At 73.0% G+C, this 16,269-nt stretch carries 12 protein-coding genes and 1 pseudogene; 7 read left to right on the top strand and 6 right to left on the bottom strand.

The genetic code is table 11. From position 1 onward, the window contains the following. Window positions 1-17: 17 nt before the first annotated feature. Window positions 18-872, bottom strand: coding sequence for an ABC transporter permease (locus ACWDR0_RS28665; RefSeq protein ID WP_456354690.1), 855 nt, complete (start codon window positions 870-872; stop codon window positions 18-20). A gap of 170 nt (window positions 873-1,042) precedes the next feature. Further along, window positions 1,043-1,931 (bottom strand): annotated as a pseudogene (locus ACWDR0_RS28660) (ATP-binding cassette domain-containing protein). Between the two features lie 133 nt (window positions 1,932-2,064). Here ACWDR0_RS28660 and ACWDR0_RS28655 point away from each other — a divergent pair. Both ACWDR0_RS28655 and ACWDR0_RS28650 read left to right on the top strand, forming a co-directional pair. Beyond that, window positions 2,065-3,318, top strand: coding sequence for a sensor histidine kinase (locus tag ACWDR0_RS28655; protein ID WP_456354689.1), 1,254 nt, complete (start codon window positions 2,065-2,067; stop codon window positions 3,316-3,318). Continuing rightward, on the top strand, window positions 3,315-4,013 hold the full coding sequence (locus ACWDR0_RS28650; protein WP_456354688.1) for a response regulator: 699 nt from the start codon (window positions 3,315-3,317) through the stop codon (window positions 4,011-4,013). The genes ACWDR0_RS28655 and ACWDR0_RS28650 overlap by 4 nt, the downstream gene beginning before the upstream one ends. 87 nt (window positions 4,014-4,100) lie before the next feature. On the opposite strand, the gene ACWDR0_RS28645 is transcribed toward ACWDR0_RS28650, so the two are convergent. Then, window positions 4,101-4,859: a helix-turn-helix domain-containing protein gene (locus ACWDR0_RS28645; RefSeq protein WP_456354687.1), complete on the bottom strand. Its 759-nt coding sequence runs from the start codon at window positions 4,857-4,859 to the stop codon at window positions 4,101-4,103. Between the two features lie 262 nt (window positions 4,860-5,121). Between ACWDR0_RS28645 and ACWDR0_RS28640 the strand changes: the two genes are divergently transcribed. Together ACWDR0_RS28640 and ACWDR0_RS28635 are read left to right on the top strand one after the other, a co-directional pair. Further along, window positions 5,122-5,283: a hypothetical protein gene (locus ACWDR0_RS28640; RefSeq protein WP_456354699.1), complete on the top strand. Its 162-nt coding sequence runs from the start codon at window positions 5,122-5,124 to the stop codon at window positions 5,281-5,283. Between the two features lie 201 nt (window positions 5,284-5,484). Next, entirely contained in the window at window positions 5,485-6,081 is a 597-nt protein-coding gene (locus tag ACWDR0_RS28635; RefSeq protein WP_456354686.1) for a dihydrofolate reductase family protein, read from the top strand. A 126-nt stretch (window positions 6,082-6,207) separates the two neighbouring features. On the opposite strand, the gene ACWDR0_RS28630 is transcribed toward ACWDR0_RS28635, so the two are convergent. Continuing rightward, window positions 6,208-8,535, bottom strand: a complete 2,328-nt coding sequence (locus tag ACWDR0_RS28630) for a sigma-70 family RNA polymerase sigma factor (protein WP_456354685.1) — start codon at window positions 8,533-8,535, stop codon at window positions 6,208-6,210. A gap of 618 nt (window positions 8,536-9,153) precedes the next feature. Next, window positions 9,154-9,978, bottom strand: a complete 825-nt coding sequence (locus tag ACWDR0_RS28625; RefSeq protein ID WP_456354684.1) for a TetR/AcrR family transcriptional regulator — start codon at window positions 9,976-9,978, stop codon at window positions 9,154-9,156. Between the two features lie 326 nt (window positions 9,979-10,304). Here ACWDR0_RS28625 and ACWDR0_RS28620 point away from each other — a divergent pair, with 326 nt between their 5' ends. Together ACWDR0_RS28620 and ACWDR0_RS28615 are read left to right on the top strand one after the other, a co-directional pair. Continuing rightward, window positions 10,305-11,780 (top strand): NAD(P)/FAD-dependent oxidoreductase, encoded by a 1,476-nt coding sequence (locus tag ACWDR0_RS28620; RefSeq protein ID WP_456354683.1) that lies wholly within the window; start codon window positions 10,305-10,307, stop codon window positions 11,778-11,780. Window positions 11,781-11,997: 217 nt separating this feature from the next. Beyond that, window positions 11,998-13,848 (top strand): ATP-binding SpoIIE family protein phosphatase, encoded by a 1,851-nt coding sequence (locus ACWDR0_RS28615; protein WP_456354682.1) that lies wholly within the window; start codon window positions 11,998-12,000, stop codon window positions 13,846-13,848. Window positions 13,849-13,857: 9 nt separating this feature from the next. On the opposite strand, the gene ACWDR0_RS28610 is transcribed toward ACWDR0_RS28615, so the two are convergent. Then, window positions 13,858-15,150 carry an MFS transporter gene (locus ACWDR0_RS28610; RefSeq protein WP_456354698.1) on the bottom strand — a complete coding sequence of 431 codons (1,293 nt, stop codon included), beginning with the start codon at window positions 15,148-15,150 and terminating at the stop codon, window positions 13,858-13,860. A 134-nt stretch (window positions 15,151-15,284) separates the two neighbouring features. On the opposite strand from ACWDR0_RS28610, the gene ACWDR0_RS28605 reads away from it, so the two are divergent. After that, window positions 15,285-15,872 (top strand): MarR family winged helix-turn-helix transcriptional regulator, encoded by a 588-nt coding sequence (locus tag ACWDR0_RS28605; RefSeq protein ID WP_456354681.1) that lies wholly within the window; start codon window positions 15,285-15,287, stop codon window positions 15,870-15,872. Window positions 15,873-16,269 lie beyond the last annotated feature (397 nt).

The following is a 16,269-nucleotide window of genomic DNA, read 5'->3' as shown; positions in this document are numbered from 1 at the left end:
GCCCCCGCCCCACACCCTCAGACGTCCCGCCGCTCCATCAGCACCACCACCAGCACCGCCGCCACCAGCGCCCAGCCCCCGAACGTCAGCCACGCCTCCCCGTGCGTCACCGGGTACTTCGCCGTCCCGATCGCCCGCTCGGGGTTCTTCACCAGCTCCCGCCACGCGCTCACCGGCATCGCGTTGCCGATCTCCCGCACCCAGCGGTACGTATCCCCGTTGAAGAGGCCGGGCAGCAGGACGAGCACCCCGACGACCGCCCCCACACTGCCCGCCGGATGCCGCACCACCGCGGCCAGCGCCATGCCCACCAGCGCGCAGACCGGCGCCAGCAGCGCCGACGCCACCACCGCCCGCAGCGCGCCGGGATCGCCGAGCGACATGCCGTGGTGGTCCCGGAGGACCGCCTGGGTCACCCCGAACGAGGCGCCCGCCACCAGTACGCCGTAGCCGAGCGCCACCCCCGTCACCACCGTGAGCTTGGCCGCCGCCACCGACCGCCGCGCCGGTACGGCCGTCAAGGTCGTACGGATCAGCCCGCTGCCGTACTCCCCGAAGACCACCGCCGCCCCGAACGCCGCGGCGATCACCATGAACAACTGCCAGGCGGGGTCGGTGAAAGCCGCCGCCAGCGGATCGAACAGGAACGCCGCGTCGACCGGGTTCCCCGGCGGGGTCTCGGGATGGCGGTCCAGCCGGTCCGCGTTGCTCCACGCCGAGTTGACGTTGATGCCGGTGACCGTCAGCGCCCCGCCCGCCAGCACGGCGTACGTGGACCGCAGCGACCGGAGCTTGACCCATTCGGCGGCGAGCGGATGACGGAACCGGGCCCGCTCCGGAACGGCCGGCCGCCACCCGGGGCCACCGGGCACCTCCCCTACCGGCGCCGGGGCCTCCCGCCGGCCGCCGCGCCCCGGTGTCCGCTTCCCGCCAGCCGCCGGGGCCGTCTCCCGCCCCCGGCACGGCCCTTCCCCGCGCCGGGCGCCGTACCCCCCGGCCGGTCCGCCGCCCGGCGCCCCCGCCGCGCCCCCGCCCACCGCCGTCATCGCACGTCCCCCGCCCGGTCCGCCCCGGCCGCGCCCGCCGCCCGCGGGCCCGTCCCGTACTCGGTCTCCCCTGCCGTGAGTTCCATGAACGCCTCCTCCAGCGACGCCGAAACCGGCGTCAGCTCCTCCAGCAGCACCCCGTTCCGCCGCGCCAGCTCCGCGATCCGGCGCGGTTCCAGGCCCGTCACCGTGTACCGGCCGTCCCCCTCACGGGTGAACTCCGCGCCCTCCGCCGCGACGGCGGACTCCAGCACCGCCCCGGCGGACCCCGGCCCGGACCCGCCCGATGACCACCAGCCGGTCCGCCGTCTGCTCCATCTCGCGCATCAGATGGCTGGAGACGAAGACCGTCCGCCCCTCACCGGCCAGCCGCCGGAACAGGCCACGCACCCACAGCACCCCGTCCGGGTCCAGCCCGTTGAGCGGTTCGTCGAAGAGGAGTACGGGCGGATCGCCGAGCAGCGCGCCCGCGATCCCGAGCCGCTGCTTCATCCCCAGCGAGAACCGGCCGATCCGGCGGCCGGCCGCGGCCGCCAGCCCCACCTCCTCCAGCACCTCGGCCGCCCGGCGCGCGGGCAGCCCGTTGCTCAGCGCCAGCGCCGTCAGATGCGCCCGCGCACTCCGGCCGCCGTGCACATCGTGGGCGTCCAGCAGGGCTCCCGCGGACCGCAGCCCGCGCGGCCGGTCCCCGAACGGACGGCCGTCGACGGTGACGGTCCCGGCAGTCGGGCCGTTCAGCCCGAGGATCATCCGCAGAGTGGTGGACTTGCCCGCGCCGTTCGGCCCGAGGAAGCCGGTGACCACACCCGGCCGGACGGTGAAGCTCAGACCGTCGACGGCGGTCACCGTCCCATAGCGTTTCGTCAGTTCCCTGGCTTCTATCACCCGCCCACCGTCGCCCGCGCCGGGCCCGCCCGGCATCGGCCCGCGGACCACATCCGGGGGAGCGGACGGTAGCCCGGGGGCGTACGCCCGCGGCCCGATGCCCCCGGCCCCGTGCCGTCCCTATGATCCCGGCATGACCGCCACACCACCGGACCCCACGGACCCGCGGGGGCGCCCCGGACCGCCGGGACCGGCCGCGGCGACCGTCCTGAGCTGGGCCGGAGCCCTGGCGTACCCCGTACTCCTCCTCTTCGCCGTCCGCGGCGAACCGGAACTCACCGGCACCCGGCTCCTGCCGCCGCTGCTTCTCGCGGTGCTGCCGTACCCGCTGCTGCGCCGGAACCCGCTGGCCGCGCTGGCGCTGATGCTGGCCGGTTCGTACGCCGCCCTGCTCACGGCGGACCGCAACCAGCCGCTCTGGGCCGCCCCCGGGACCGTAGCGGCCGGGCAGTTCGGCTATCTCCAGGCGCTGCTGGCCGATACCGCGGTCGCCCTGATCGCGGCGCGCCGGTCCCATCGCACCGCCGCGGCCGCCGCGGCCCTCGCCTTCGGCGTCCAGCTCGCCGGGCTGGCCCGGCTGCGTACCGGTTCCGAAGTCCTCCTCGCCAACAGCGTCTTCCTCGGCCTGGTCGTGGTGCTCGCCTGGACGGCGGGGCGTCTGGTGCGCCAGCGGCACGACCACGCCGAGACCGTACGCGCGGGAGCCGCGGAACGGGCGGTCATGGCGGAGCGGCTGCGCATCGCCCGCGAACTGCACGACATGGTCGCCCACAGCATCGGGATCATCGCCATCCAGGCGGGCACCGGACGCCGGGTCATCGACACCCAGCCCGAGGAGGCCCGCAACTCCCTCGCCGTCATCGAGACCACCAGCCGCGACACCCTCGCCGGGCTCCGGCGCATGCTGGGCGCACTGCGCCGGGCCGGACCGGAGGGCGTACCGCTGACCACCGCGCCCGGGCTCGGCGATCTGGAGCGGCTGGCCGGGACCGCCCGCGACGGCGGGGTACGGGTCGACCTCGACCGGCGCGGCGAGTACCGGGACCTCCCGGCGGACGTCGAACTCTCCGCGTACCGCATCGTCCAGGAGGCGATCACCAACGTGGTGCGCCACGCGGGCACCGACCGGTGCCGCGTCGTCCTCGACTACCGGGCGGACGAACTCGTCGTGGAGATCACCGACGACGGCCGGGGTACGGCGGGCACCGGCCCGGCGCACGGATCCGGCACCGGCACCGGCACCAGCTACGGATCCGGATCCGGCTACGGCCTGACGGGCATGCGGGAACGGGCCGTGCTGCTCGACGGCCGGTTCATCGCCGGGCCCCGCCCCGGGGGCGGCTTCCGGGTCACCGCCGCCCTGCCCGTCCCGGCGGCCCGGCCATGAGCGCCGCGCCACCGGTACGGGTGCTTCTCGCCGACGACCAGCCCCTGGTCCGCGCCGGGCTGCGGGTCCTGATCGCCGACCACGACGACCTGGAGATCGTGGGCGAGGCGGGCGACGGGGACGAAGCCGTCCGGCTCACGGCCCGGCTCCGGCCCGATGTGGTCGTGATGGACATCCGGATGCCCGGGACGAACGGCATCGACGCGACCGCCCTGATCACGGGCGACCCGGCGACCGCCGCCACCCGGGTCCTCACCCTCACCACCTTCGACGACGACGAGTACGTGTACGGCGCGCTGCGTGCGGGCGCCAGCGGCTTCCTCGTCAAGGACATGGACATGGACGAGATCCTCGCCGCGATCCGGGTGGTGGCCGCGGGCGACGCCCTGATTGCGCCGAGCGTCACCAGACGGCTGATCGAGGAGTTCGCCGCCCGCCCCGCACCCGCGACGGCAGCCGCAACGGCCTCCGGCGGTACACCGGTCGTCCCCCTGCCCGGCGTCACCGAGCGGGAACGGGAGGTGCTGGTCCTGGTGGGCCGCGGACTGTCGAACGCGGAGATCGCGGCGGAACTGTTCATCACCCCGGCGACGGTGAAGGCGCATGTCGGCCGCCTGCTGGCGAAACTCCCGGCCCGCGACCGCGTCCAACTGGTTATCCGGGCCTACGACTACGGCCTGGTCGGACCGCGCTGAGCCGTCTCTTCCGGAACTCGGAGCATGCAACCTGAAACGTGCAACCTGGAACGTGCCGGGCCGGCCTGATCCGGTGGAACCCGCGGGTCACTTCCGGTGGAGCCCGTCGGGCCCGGCGGAGGAGTGCGGAGGTGTTCCGGTGCCGGTGTGGAGGACTTCGCGGGCCTGCTCCGCGGCCTGTACGAGCCCTTCGCTGACGAAGTCGAGGAAGCAGGCGGCGTTTTCGAGGCGGTTCGCGGCCGGGGTGCCGCGGCCGAGGACACCGGCGCCCTGCCGTGCGGTCTCGATGAACTGATCGTTGGCCCGGGCGCTGCGGCGCATCGACTGGTACCAGAGCTCGTCGTCGACGACATACCGCTCGCGGCGTCCTTCGTCCCGCTCCCGGCGGACCAGGTCCTGGCTCTCCAGGAATGTGATCGCCTTGGAGACGGACGCCGGGCTGACCTGGAGGTGCCGGGCGAGTTCGGCGGCGGTGAGGCTGCCGCTGTCGGTGGTGAAGAGAAGGCTCAGCACCCGGGCCATCATCCTGGGCAGGCCCGAGGTCATCAGGACGGTGGTAAGGGTCTCCTGATAGCCGGTTACGGCCTCGGCGGCGCGCCCGTAGGGCTGCGGGACCGCCTGCGGGCTCCGGGGCACGGCCCCGCCGCGCGGGTGGGTACGGCGCTGGGCGGCGCGCTGGGCCAGGTCGGCGCGGTAGGCCGCGGGGCCGCCGTTCCGCGTCACCTCACGTGTGACGGTGGAGGTCGGACGGCCGAGGCGCCGGGCGATCTCGGCGTACGCCAGTCCATCGGCCAGCCCGCCTGCGATCTGCTGGCGTTCCTGCTGGGTGAGTCTGCCTCCCGGCATGACAGCCCCTTTCGTGCGCCACGGGTGCTCCATGGCGCTGCGCGGTGTTCCCCCACGCCCCGATCGTAGCGTTCAGCCGCATTCTATTGCAACGACCACCCTCTCTTTCGTTGCATTAACCGAGAGGGCGTTGCACTGATTAACCTGCCTTCACCTGCATGTATGGCATTCTTGGACGGCGATTCCATTGCCGGTATCAGGAAAGCAACGTAGCGTTTCCATTGTTCCGAAACGGTGGACCGCGGGCGCCAGGGAGAGCACCATGCAGAAGTTCGACACCCCCGCCGGGGTCTCCGCCGTCCTGGACGCCGACGCCGACGCCGCCCACGGCCGGGTCGGCAACGCCCTCAGGAACGACGGCACGGCCGGCCTCGACATCCGCGCCACCACCTCGCACGGCGACATCACCGCCCGCTCCCTCTGACCCCCCTGTCCCCTGGTGAGCCCGGGCCGGGGGACGGCACCGGAGCGCGCCGGCCCGACGGGCGGCACGGGCGGCATGAGAGCAGTTCCCGCATTCCCTGTCGCATCGGCGGATCGACGCAGGGGTGAGCCCCACAGAAGAAGCCCGGGGCCGCCCGCCCCCTGAGCAGTAAGCAACTGAGCAAGGAAGAGAGACGGTTCGATGCGTATTGTGCTGGGTGAATTCGTCAGTCTGGACGGCGTGATGCAGGCGCCGGGCAGCCCCGGCGAGGACACCGACGGCGGGTTCGCCCACGGTGGCTGGACCCACCCGTTCTTCGACCCGCAGGTGATGGGCGGCGCCCTCGCCGAGTGGGCCGCCAACACCGAAGCCCTGCTGTTCGGGCGGCGCACCTGGGAGGTCATGGCCGCGGCGTGGCCCGGGCGGGCGGGTGACCCTTTCGCCGACCATATGAACTCGGTCCCCAAGCATGTCGTCTCCGGCACGCTGGGCGAATCCGATCTGACCTGGAACAACACCACCCTCATCCCGGGGGACGAGGCGCTGGCCGGAATCCGGAAGCTGCGGGAAACCGAGGGCCGGGACCTGGTGGTGATGGGCAGCCTCTCGCTCGCCCGCACCCTGCTGGCCGAGGGGCTGGTCGACGAGCTGCGGCTCATGATCATGCCGGTGCTTCTCGGCGGCGGAAAGACGATCTACCCCGACGACGGCGGACTGCGCACGCTGGAGCTGGTCTCGACCGTGGTCAGCAGTACGGGTGTGCATGTATGCACCTACCGGCCGGTGGCCGCCGCGTAGTCCGTACCAGGGGCAGGGTGTGCACGGCGCGGCCGGGAACGCACCCGGCCGCGCCCGCCGGACAGCAGGGTGTCTTTCTCTCCGGGGCTCGTCCCCGGGGAGAGACATCCCTCCCGAACCGGGCGGCTACCGGCACACGATCTTCGACGCCGCCCAGCTGCCCAGCGCCGCCCCGTCCCACTTGGAGTTCGGTTCGACGACCAGACGGAGCGTCTTCCGCCCCGTCAGCGGGACCTGCACCGGGACCGCCGGCTCATGGCCGCGTACTACCTCCGAACGCCACAGCAGGACCCCGTCGGCGTAGACGGAGAACGTCATCGCGCCGCGGCCCAGGCTCAGATCGTCCACCCCGGCCTTCGCCGAGTACGAGGTGCACGGCCTGTTGAGGTTGATCGTCACACTGGAACGCGACCGGACGGTGACCCCGTGCGCGTACTCCTCGCCGTCGATCCGCAGCCCCCACCGCTGCCAGAGCCAACTGCTCTCGCTGATCGAGACCTCGGGCCCGGTGCGGTCGCCGAAGACGTTGTACGGGAGCCGGTTCAGCTGGTAGTCCCGCGGTACGGCCGGGGGTTTGGGCGTCGGCCTGGGGCTCGGCTTCGGCGGGGTCGGCTTCGGTTTCGGCGGAGTGGGGGCCGGTGGCTTCGGCACCGGCCGGGGGCGCGCCTTCGACGGAGCGGGCGCGGGCTTCGGCTTCACCACCGGCTTCGGCGCGGGCCGCTCGGGCTCCGGGACCGGCGGCTTCGGCTTCGGCCTGGGCACCGGCTTCGGGGCGGGCGGCTTGGGGTCCTGCGGCACCGGGGTGACGGACCGCGCCGAAGGCTTCGCCTCGGGCTTCGCGGGCGCGGGATCCCCCGCGAGCGCCCACACCAGACCCGCGGCCGTGGCGACGGCGAGCGCGGCACCGATACCGACCTTCGCCGGGGCGCCCAGCCCCTCCGAGGCCGCCGCCCCGCCCGCCGCGGCACCCGCCCCGGTTCCCGCTCCACCGGCCGCACCCGCGCCGGTCGCCGCGGCCGCGGCACCCGCCCCGGCCGCACCGACCGCGCCCCCGGCGACGACACCCGCCGCCTTGAGCGAATAGCCCGCGGCGAACCAGCCGATGACCGCGACCGGCAGCAGCGCCGGGATCCCGGAGTTGACCTGCTTCAGCTCACCCGCCGCGAGCCGGCACTTCGCACACTCCTCCAGATGCTTGCGCAGCCCCCGCTCGGCCCGCATCCGCAGCCCGCCCCGGGCATAGGCGCCCAGCCGGTCGGCATAGCGCGCGCAGTCCCCTCCCGAAGTCAGCGCCGAACTGACATGGGCCTGGAGATACGCCTGCTTGAGACCCTCCCTGGCCCGGCTCGCGAGAACCGCGGTCGCGTTCGCGGTCAGCCCGAACAGCGGGGCCACCTCGCTCGGCGACTCCTCCTCGACAGTGGTGTGCCAGAGCACCGCCTGCCAGCGCTCCGGCAGCGAACGGAACGCCTGCATGGCCAGGGAACGTTCGGCCTCGTGCATGGCCCGGACATCCGCGCCCCACTCGGTCGTCCGGCCCGCGGAGCCCTCGGGGCCGCGCGCCGCCTCCGCGGCGAACACCGCGAAGTCCTCGACGAGTTGTTCCCGCTTCGCGCTGCTGGTCCAGGTAGCGGCCACCCGCCGGACCGTCGTCATCAGATAGGCCCGCACCGCGTACTCCGGGCCCGCACCCGAGCGGACCGCCTGGAGCGCCCGGGCGAACACCTCCGCCGTGAGGTCGTCCGCGGTGTGCGAGTCCCGGCAGCAGGTGCGCGCATACCGGCGCACCGCCTCCGAATGGCGCCGGAACAGCTCCTCGTACGCCCCGTCGTCACCACCGCGCATCCGCGCGATCAGCTCGGCGTCGGACGGCCCGGTCTCCCGCGGCGGCGGCAGTACGGAACCGCTTGCCCCGCCCTCGCGCTGCGACGGCACCGCATGGCTCTCACCGCCCGCTCCCGAACCACCCGTACGAGTGGTCCCCGAGGGGCTTGCCGCGCCCGGCACGGTGTCCGCCCAGCCGGTGTCCTCCGCATCGTCGGCGCGGACACCGCTGGTGCCCTGGGCCGGTACCGAAGGCCCGGCTCCGCCGCTGCCCGTGCTCTGTTCGCCCCGCGCCGCCGCGCCGCTCCACGAAGCCCCGGACCACACCCCACCGGGCCCGCCCTGCCCGGGCACCTGCCCCGACACCGGACCCGTTCCGTGCCCCGGGGTCTGTCCCGGCGCCTGCTCCGGCTCCGCACCCTGTCCCGGGACCTGCCCGGGGACCTGTCCCGGCGCACCGCCCGCCGCCTGTCCGGGCAGCTGCCCGGACACCCGGCCGGACTCCGGCTCCTGCCCCTGGAACTGCTCCTGTCCCTGGAACTGTTCCGGCACCGGCCGCGGGGGCAGCGCGCCGCCCTCGGCGTCCTCGGCGCCGCTCCCGGGGGCATTACCGCGCCCGTCGCCGCTCATCGAGGAAGCCTCCGTCGAGGAAGCCCTCGTTCATCGCGGACGCTTCCGCCAGCACGCTCAGACTCGAACACCGGGCCAGCGTGCCACACGGGATCGGCGCCGACGGACGCCGGATTGCGCCAACCACTCATCCGGGGAGCCCGGTCGAATCCGTGCGCTACCCTCCGGCGGGCGCGGGCCGCGCGGACCGTCCGGAGCGGTCCCGTCAACCGGCGTAGCGGCCCTCAGCAGAAGCAGCGGACCGCAACGGACAGCGCCGACGGAACCGATACCGCCGACGGAACCGATACGGCCGGCGGAAAGCCGCGGCCGGCCCGGTGACGGACAGCCCCGGCACCCGGCGACCGGCCCTGAACACCACCGGCCCTGAACACCACCGGCGCGGCACCCCGCGGAATCGGCCACCCGGCCCGCGGTGCGGCCCGGACCACCTCCCCGGCACACCGTCCCCGGCACCCGGCACACCGTCCCCGGGTCACCGTTCCTCCGCCGGGATCCGGCGGAGGAACGCACAACACCCGGGCCACCACTGCCTCCGGCGGGACCAACGCCCCGCCCGGACACCGGCGAACGCCACCGGGTCCGGCAGAAGAGCGCGGCGGCCCCGCCGACGACGGCCTACCTCGGGCGCAGGCCCTCCAGCAGAATGTCCAGCAGCCGTGCCGAAGCCGCCGCCTGCTGCGCCGGGTCCGGCAGCGCCGGAGCCGCCGTGGCGATCACCAGCAGCACATCCGCCACCGTGACGTCCCCGCGCAGCTCACCCGCCGCCCGCGCCCGGTCGACCAACTGCCCGACGACCTCCAGCAGATCGGCCGCACCGGCATCGTCGGCACCCGGCCCCAGCGTTGCCGTGGCACGCTGCTCGACGATCCGGACATCACCTCCGGCGGAGACACCCGCCCCGCCGTCGACCGCCCGCTGATGCGGTACCCGCGTCTGGTCCCGGCCCTCCGCGGCGGCGGCCGCCGCCTCCTCGGCAGGGTCCACCCCCACCCGCAGCACCTGGGGCGGCAGCAGCCGCCCCGCACCCGACGCCACCGACGTCCGCAGGAACCGGGAGAGCGCCGACCACGGCTCCTCCTCCTGGCCCAGCGCCGTCCGCGCCTGCTCGGTCAGCCGGGAGGTCTCCTCCTCGGCTATCCGCCGCACCAGCACATCCTTGCTGGGAAAGCGGCGGTACACCGTCCCGACACCCACCCGGGCCCGGCGTGCCACATCCTCCATCGGCGCGCCGTACCCCAGCTCGCCGAAGACTTCACGCGCGGCCCTCAGCACATGTTCGAGGTTCCGCTGCGCGTCGACCCGGAGCGGTGCCGAGCGGGCGGTCCCGCCCGGACCCGGACGGCCGTTCCCGTCCGTCGTACCCAGATGTATGCCCGGCACGCCATGCCCCTCAGTGGTCGGTGAGACGGCGGCCTGCCAGTGCGAATCCTGAATGGTCATACCTGTTCCCCCGGTCACTGTGTCTCCCCCCGGAGACCTCCCCACTTTGGTCAGCCGGAGTACCGCGTCCCCGCACCCCGACGAGGTACGAACATAGTTGAGCCCGGGTCAATTCAGAAGGGGGTAGTTCCGCACGGAGCGCCCCCCGATCGGAGCAAGGACCTGAACGCTCCCGTTTGCGCCCCCTCACACCACCCTGCCCGCCGCCCCTGACCTGGGCACCTTCCCCACCCCCGGGGCCCCGTCCGCCACTCCGCCGCCGCCCGCCTCCGGTCACACAATTTGCCGGGCCTGTGGACAAACGACGGGACCCGTTGCCTCATGGGATGGTGACGGCTGCAAACTCCCGGGGCGAGACCCCCGGCACCCCGCCGAAGAACCGCTTCACCGGACCGGCACGCGGCACCCGCGTCCTCGTCGCGGGCGGCGGCTATGTCGGGATGTACACGGCGCTGCACCTCCAGAAGCGGCTCAGACACGAGCTGGCCCGCGGCGACGTCGAGATCCTCGTCGTCTCCCACGACCCCTATATGACGTACCAGCCGTTCCTCCCCGAAGCCGCCGCCGGTTCCATCTCCCCCCGCCATGTCGTCGTCCCGCTCCGCCGGGTCCTCGACAAGTGCTCGATCCTCATCGGGGAGATCACCGCCGTCACCCATGCCGACCGCACGGCCACCGTGGCCACCCTCGCCACCGCCGAGGAGGGCACCGCCGCGGTCGAGATCCCGTACGACCACCTGGTGATCGCCCCGGGCTCCATCTCCCGCACCCTGCCCGTCCCCGGCCTCGCCGACTACGGCATCGGCTTCAAGACCGTGGAAGAGGCCATCGGCCTCCGCAACCACGTCATCGAACAGATGGACATCGCCTCCTCCACCCGCGACCCCGCCATCCGCGCCGCCGCCCTCACCTTCGTCTTCGTCGGCGGCGGCTACGCGGGCGTCGAGGCCCTCGGCGAGCTGGAGGACATGGCCCGCTACACCGCCCGCTACTACCACAACATCAAGCCCGACGACCTGAAGTGGGTGCTCGTCGAGGCCAGCGACCGCATCCTCCCCGAGGTCGGCGAGGAGATGGGCCGCTACGCCATCCGGGAGCTGCGCCGCCGCAATATCGACGTACGGCTGGAGACCCGCCTCGACTCCTGCGAGAACCGGCTCGCCGTCCTCAGCGACGGCAGCCGCTTCCCGGCCAGGACCATCGTCTGGACCGCGGGCGTCAAACCCGCCCCCGTACTCGCCGCCACCGACCTTCCCCTCAACGACCGGGGCCGGCTCCGCTGCACCGCCGAACTCCGGGTCGAGGGCACCGACCGCGCCTGGTCCGCCGGCGACGCCGCGGCCGTCCCCGACATCACCTCCGCCGAGCCCGGCGCGCTCTGCGCCCCCAATGCCCAGCACGCGGTCCGCCAGGCCAGGGTCCTCGCCGAGAACGTCGCCGCCTCCCTCCACGACCGCCCGGCGAAGGAGTACGCCCATAAGTACGTGGGCTCCGTCGCCTCCCTCGGCCTGCACAAGGGCGTCGCCTATGTATACGGACGGAAGCTGAAGGGATACCCCGCCTGGTTCATGCACCGGGTGTACCACCTCAGCCGTATGCCGACCCTCAACCGCAAGGCGCGCATCCTCGGCGAATGGCTCCTCGCCGGACTCTTCAAACGGGAGATCGTCTCCCTCGGCTCCCTCGAACACCCCCGCGCGGAGTTCGAACTCGCCGCCGGGACCACCCCCGGCCGCCCCCCGGAGAACGGCCCCGGCACCGGCGGCGGCCCCGCCCCCCGGGACCCCGGGAAGAACGGCTGACCCACCGCGTACGACGGGACACCCCCGCACCACGCCCCACAGCGCCGCCGCCCCACTACCGCACCCGTACGACACCGGCCGACGGCCCGGTCGACATCCGGCCGACACCGGCGGACGGTCCCTTCGGCCACACTGGACGTGTGACCATAGGTGGGCTCACATCTGCACAGAGTGACCCTCGTGACCCTTGGCGACAATCTTTGAGGCTAGAACGTCAGTGAACTTCACGCGATGGAGCGCACGGCTCCCCGGGACGCAGCGCCGCGCCGCGGCACGCAGGACCGACCGCGGACTCTCCTCCTCACCCCGCCCGCCCCGACGGGGCGAGAGCAGAGCGGACGACCGGGACAAGGACACCCCCGGCGCCCGCGACCCCCGGCGCCCGCACGACGAGGGCGCCGTCCCGGCCGCCCGCGCCGACGGCACGCCCTCCGCCGGTGCCCCCGGCCGGCCGGCCGACCCCGCGCCGCCCGCCCTGGAGGACTTCCCGGTCCGGGAACTGCTCGGCCGCCTCCCCGGACTCGTCGCCCTGCTGTACGGCCCCGAGCACCGCGTCGCCTACGTCAACGACGCCTACACCGCCGCCTTCGGCCCCCGCACCCTCGGCAGCCCCGCCGCCGACACCTGCCCCGAGCTGGGAGACCTCGGCCTCACCCCGCTCATCGACCAGGTGCTGCGCAGCGGAAAGCCCCGTACCGTCAAATCCCGCAAGATCACCTCCGGCGGTTCGTACACGGTCACCTGCATCCCCGTCGGCCGGCCCGCCGCACCCGGCGGCGACAGCGGGACCGCGACCGGGCACGCCGGCGAGAACCCGGCCGGGGACGGGGACGAGAGCGCCGGGGAGGACCGCACCGGCCCCGGCGGAGTCGTCGTCTTCGCCGCCGATGTCACCGACCACGCCGAAGCCGCCGAACGGCTCCGCACCAGCGAACGCCGCCAGCGCGAAACCGCCGTCACCCTCCAGCGCTCCCTGCTGCCCCAGAAGCTGGAACAGCCCGACGACCTCACGGTCGCCGCCACCTACCAGCCCGGCGGCGAGGACGCGGCAGTCGGCGGCGACTGGTACGACGTGATCACCCTCGGCGGCGGCCGCACCGCCCTGGTCATCGGCGATGTCATGGGCCGCGGAGTGCGCGCCGCCGCCGTGATGGGCCAGCTGCGCACCGCCGTCCGCGCCTACGCCCGGCTGGACCTGCCCCCGCACGAGGTGCTCCAGCTCCTCGACGGCCTGGCCTCCGAAATCGACGCCAGCCAGATCGCCACCTGCGTCTACGCCGTCCACGACCCCAACGAGGAACGGCTGGTCTACGCCTCCGCGGGCCATCTGCCGATCCTCGTCCGCCACGAGGACGGCACGGTCCACCGCGCCGACAACCCCACCGGACCGCCGCTCGGCACCGGCGGCTGGTTCTACTCCTCCGGCACCATCGAACTGCCGCCCGGCTCCGGCGCCGTCCTCTATACGGACGGGCTCGTCGAACGCCGCGACCAGGACATCGACGAAGGAGTCGCCGCCCTGGAACGCGCGCTGTCCGGCGCCACCGGCACCCCCCAGGTCGTCTGTGCCCGCCTCATCCGCTCCATGGGCATCACCGCGGACCACGACGACGACGTTGCCGTCCTCTTCGTCCAGCACCCCGCCCGCACCGGCACCTCGGCGGAGCTGTTCCACAACGCGGCCCTCGACCTCCTCGGCGGTGTCGAGGCCGCCCCGCGCGCCCGCGCCTTCGCCTCCGGGGTGCTCGCCTCCTGGCGCTTCCCTCCGGAGCTGCACGATCTGGGCGTACTGGCCACCAGCGAACTGGTCGCCAATTCGCTCCAGCACGGCACCCCGCCCATGAAACTGCGGCTGCGCCGCACGGACCGGCGGCTGATCATCGAGGTCACCGACGGCGACGACCATCTTCCGCGGCGGCGCCGCGCGGAGTCCGAGGACGAGACGGGCCGCGGTATCTCGATCATCGCGGCCATCGCCTCCAACTGGGGAAGCCGCCGCACTCCCGGCGGCGGCAAGGCGGTCTGGTGCGAGTTCGCCCTCCGGGCACCCGCACCGACCGCCCCCTGACGGCGGCCCTCAGGCCGCCGTCCGTACCTCTTCGGCCTTCTCGGCCCCCGGCTCGTACCGGGCCACCACCCGCGACGGCGTGGCCACGAGCATCGGCTGGTTCTGTACGGGGGTGAGCATCCGCCCCAGCCGCACGGCCAGCACCGTGACCGCCAGCGAGAAGAGTACGAAGGTCACGATGTACGGGGCGTGGAGCGCGGCCCCCATGGGCCCGCCGATCGCCGGCCCCAGCGCCAGCGCCAACTGCTTGACCAGCGCGAACGCCGAGTTGTACTGACCGACCATCGACTCCGGGGCCAGATCGACCACCAGCGGCGCCACGGTCGGCGCGAGCATCGCCTCACCCAGCCCGAAGAGGGCATAGGTGGAGATGAACGCGGCCGTCGCCATCGCCTGGCTGGTCGCGCCGAGTCCGGCGTACCCCGCGATGGCCCAGGCCACGGCCCAGATCAGACCCACCGCGGCGATCACCCGGGTCCGCTTGTACCGGTCGACGTACTTCAGGATCACGAACTGCGCGATACCGATCACCGCGGTGTTCGCGGCCAGCGCCGTACCGAACATCGACGGCTCGATGCCCGCGGCCTCCGTGCCGTAGGCGGAGAGCCCCGACTCGAACTGTCCGTAGACCGCGAAGAACAGGATGAAGCCCAGGACCAGCAGCTTCACCATCGCCTTGTCCCGCAGCAGCACCTTGAAGCCACTGCCCTTGGCCCCCTCGGCGGCGGCTCCGGCGACCGGCGCCGGCCGGGCCAGCTTCACCGAGAGGATGATCGCGGCCAGCACCAGGAACATCACGGCCTCGATGCCGAAGAGCAGCGTGAAGGTGCTCGCCCGGCTCTTGTCGACGATATTGCCGCCGATCAGACCGCCGAGCCCCAGCCCGATGTTCTGGAGGAAGAACTGGAAGGCGAAGGCCCGGGTCCGGCCGCGGGCGTCCGAGGCCCAGACGATCATCGTCGCCAGGGCGGGCTGCGTCACCGCCGTACCGGCGCCGAGCAGCGCCGCCGACAGCATCACGGTCACGATGTTCGTGGAGAGCCCGAACAGGACGGCACCGACGGCCGCCACCACGGAGGCACCCACCACCACGGGCTTCGGCCCGCGGAGGTCGATGATCCGCCCGACGAACGGCAGGGCGATCAGAGCGGCCAGGGCGAAGACACCGATGACAAGACCGCCCGCGGTCGTCCCCAGGTCACGTGTGTAGGCCACATAGATATAGAGGAACGGGACCGTGAAACCGAGTCCGAACGCGCTCAGCGCGCTGCCTGCCTGGATCCGGCGCATCGCCGCGCCCATCTCCCTGACCACACTCACCTGCCTTGTTGACTCCGAAGGGCTGAAGCTTGAAGACTTCAACAGTAAAGTTAGAGCCTTGACAATACACACCGAAGGACTTCAACGCCAATGAGAGGCGTGCCATACTGCGGCGTATGCCTACCGCGACCCCCGAGGGCCCTGCCGTGACCGGCCAGAACGACGCCGGAGCGGTCCAGGAGCCGACCCTCGACGAGCAGATCGCCGCCTACCAGCGGGAGTACGGAGAGCTCGATCCCCAGGTCGAACAGGTCGTCTCGGCCCTCGGCCGGCTCAACCGCCGGATGAACGTCGCGTACGGCCGCCAGGTCGCGGCCCTCGGCATCAGCAACGCCGAGTGGGAGGTCCTCAAGAGCCTGGTCCTCTCCGGCAGCCCCTACCGGATGGGCCCCGGCGAGCTGGCCAAGCGCCTCGGCCTCACCCCGGCCGCCATGACCCACCGCATCGACCGCATGGCGAACGAGGGCCTGGTCACCCGGGACCGCGACGAGAACAACCGCGTCCGGGTGATCGTCGAGCTGACCGACGAGGGCCGTACGAAGTGGCTGGAGGCCATGCGGATGGCCAGCGCCTTCGAAGAGGACCTGCTCTGCGACCTCTCCGGCGAGGAGCGCGGCGTCCTCGGCGAGCTGTTGATCCGGGTGCTGCGCCGGGTGGAACACACCCAGCCCGACGCGGGCGGCCGGCTCACCGACCTGGACTGAGGTCCCCGAGCAGCCCCCCACCGGCCCCGAGCGGCGCCCGACTGGCCGACAAGGACCGCCCGTTGGCCGGATGGCGGATGTTTGGCGGCCTTGCGCCAGGGGAAGTTGACACGCCCTTCATCCGCTCGTAAGGTTCCTCAAGTTGTCACGGACCGGAACGGTTCTGCGGCAGCCACTCCCGCCGCGTCAGCGGCAATCAAACCCAGCACGATCTCCCCGAACAGGGATGGATTTCGGCCTGCCGAAATCCATTGCGAAAGACTCGATTATGAGTCGGACGGGAAATCCGCTAGAGTTTGAAACGTCGGAACGGCCCGAGCGGCCGGAAAGACAAAACCCGAGTTTCGACCGGGAGTCAGGCCCGAAAGGATCTGATAGAGTCGGAAACACCGAAAGG

It is taken from the genome of Streptomyces sp. NPDC003691 (assembly GCF_053981115.1).
The sequence above is the reverse complement of the archived record's forward strand: the minus strand, read 5'-3'. Positions and strand labels throughout refer to the sequence as shown.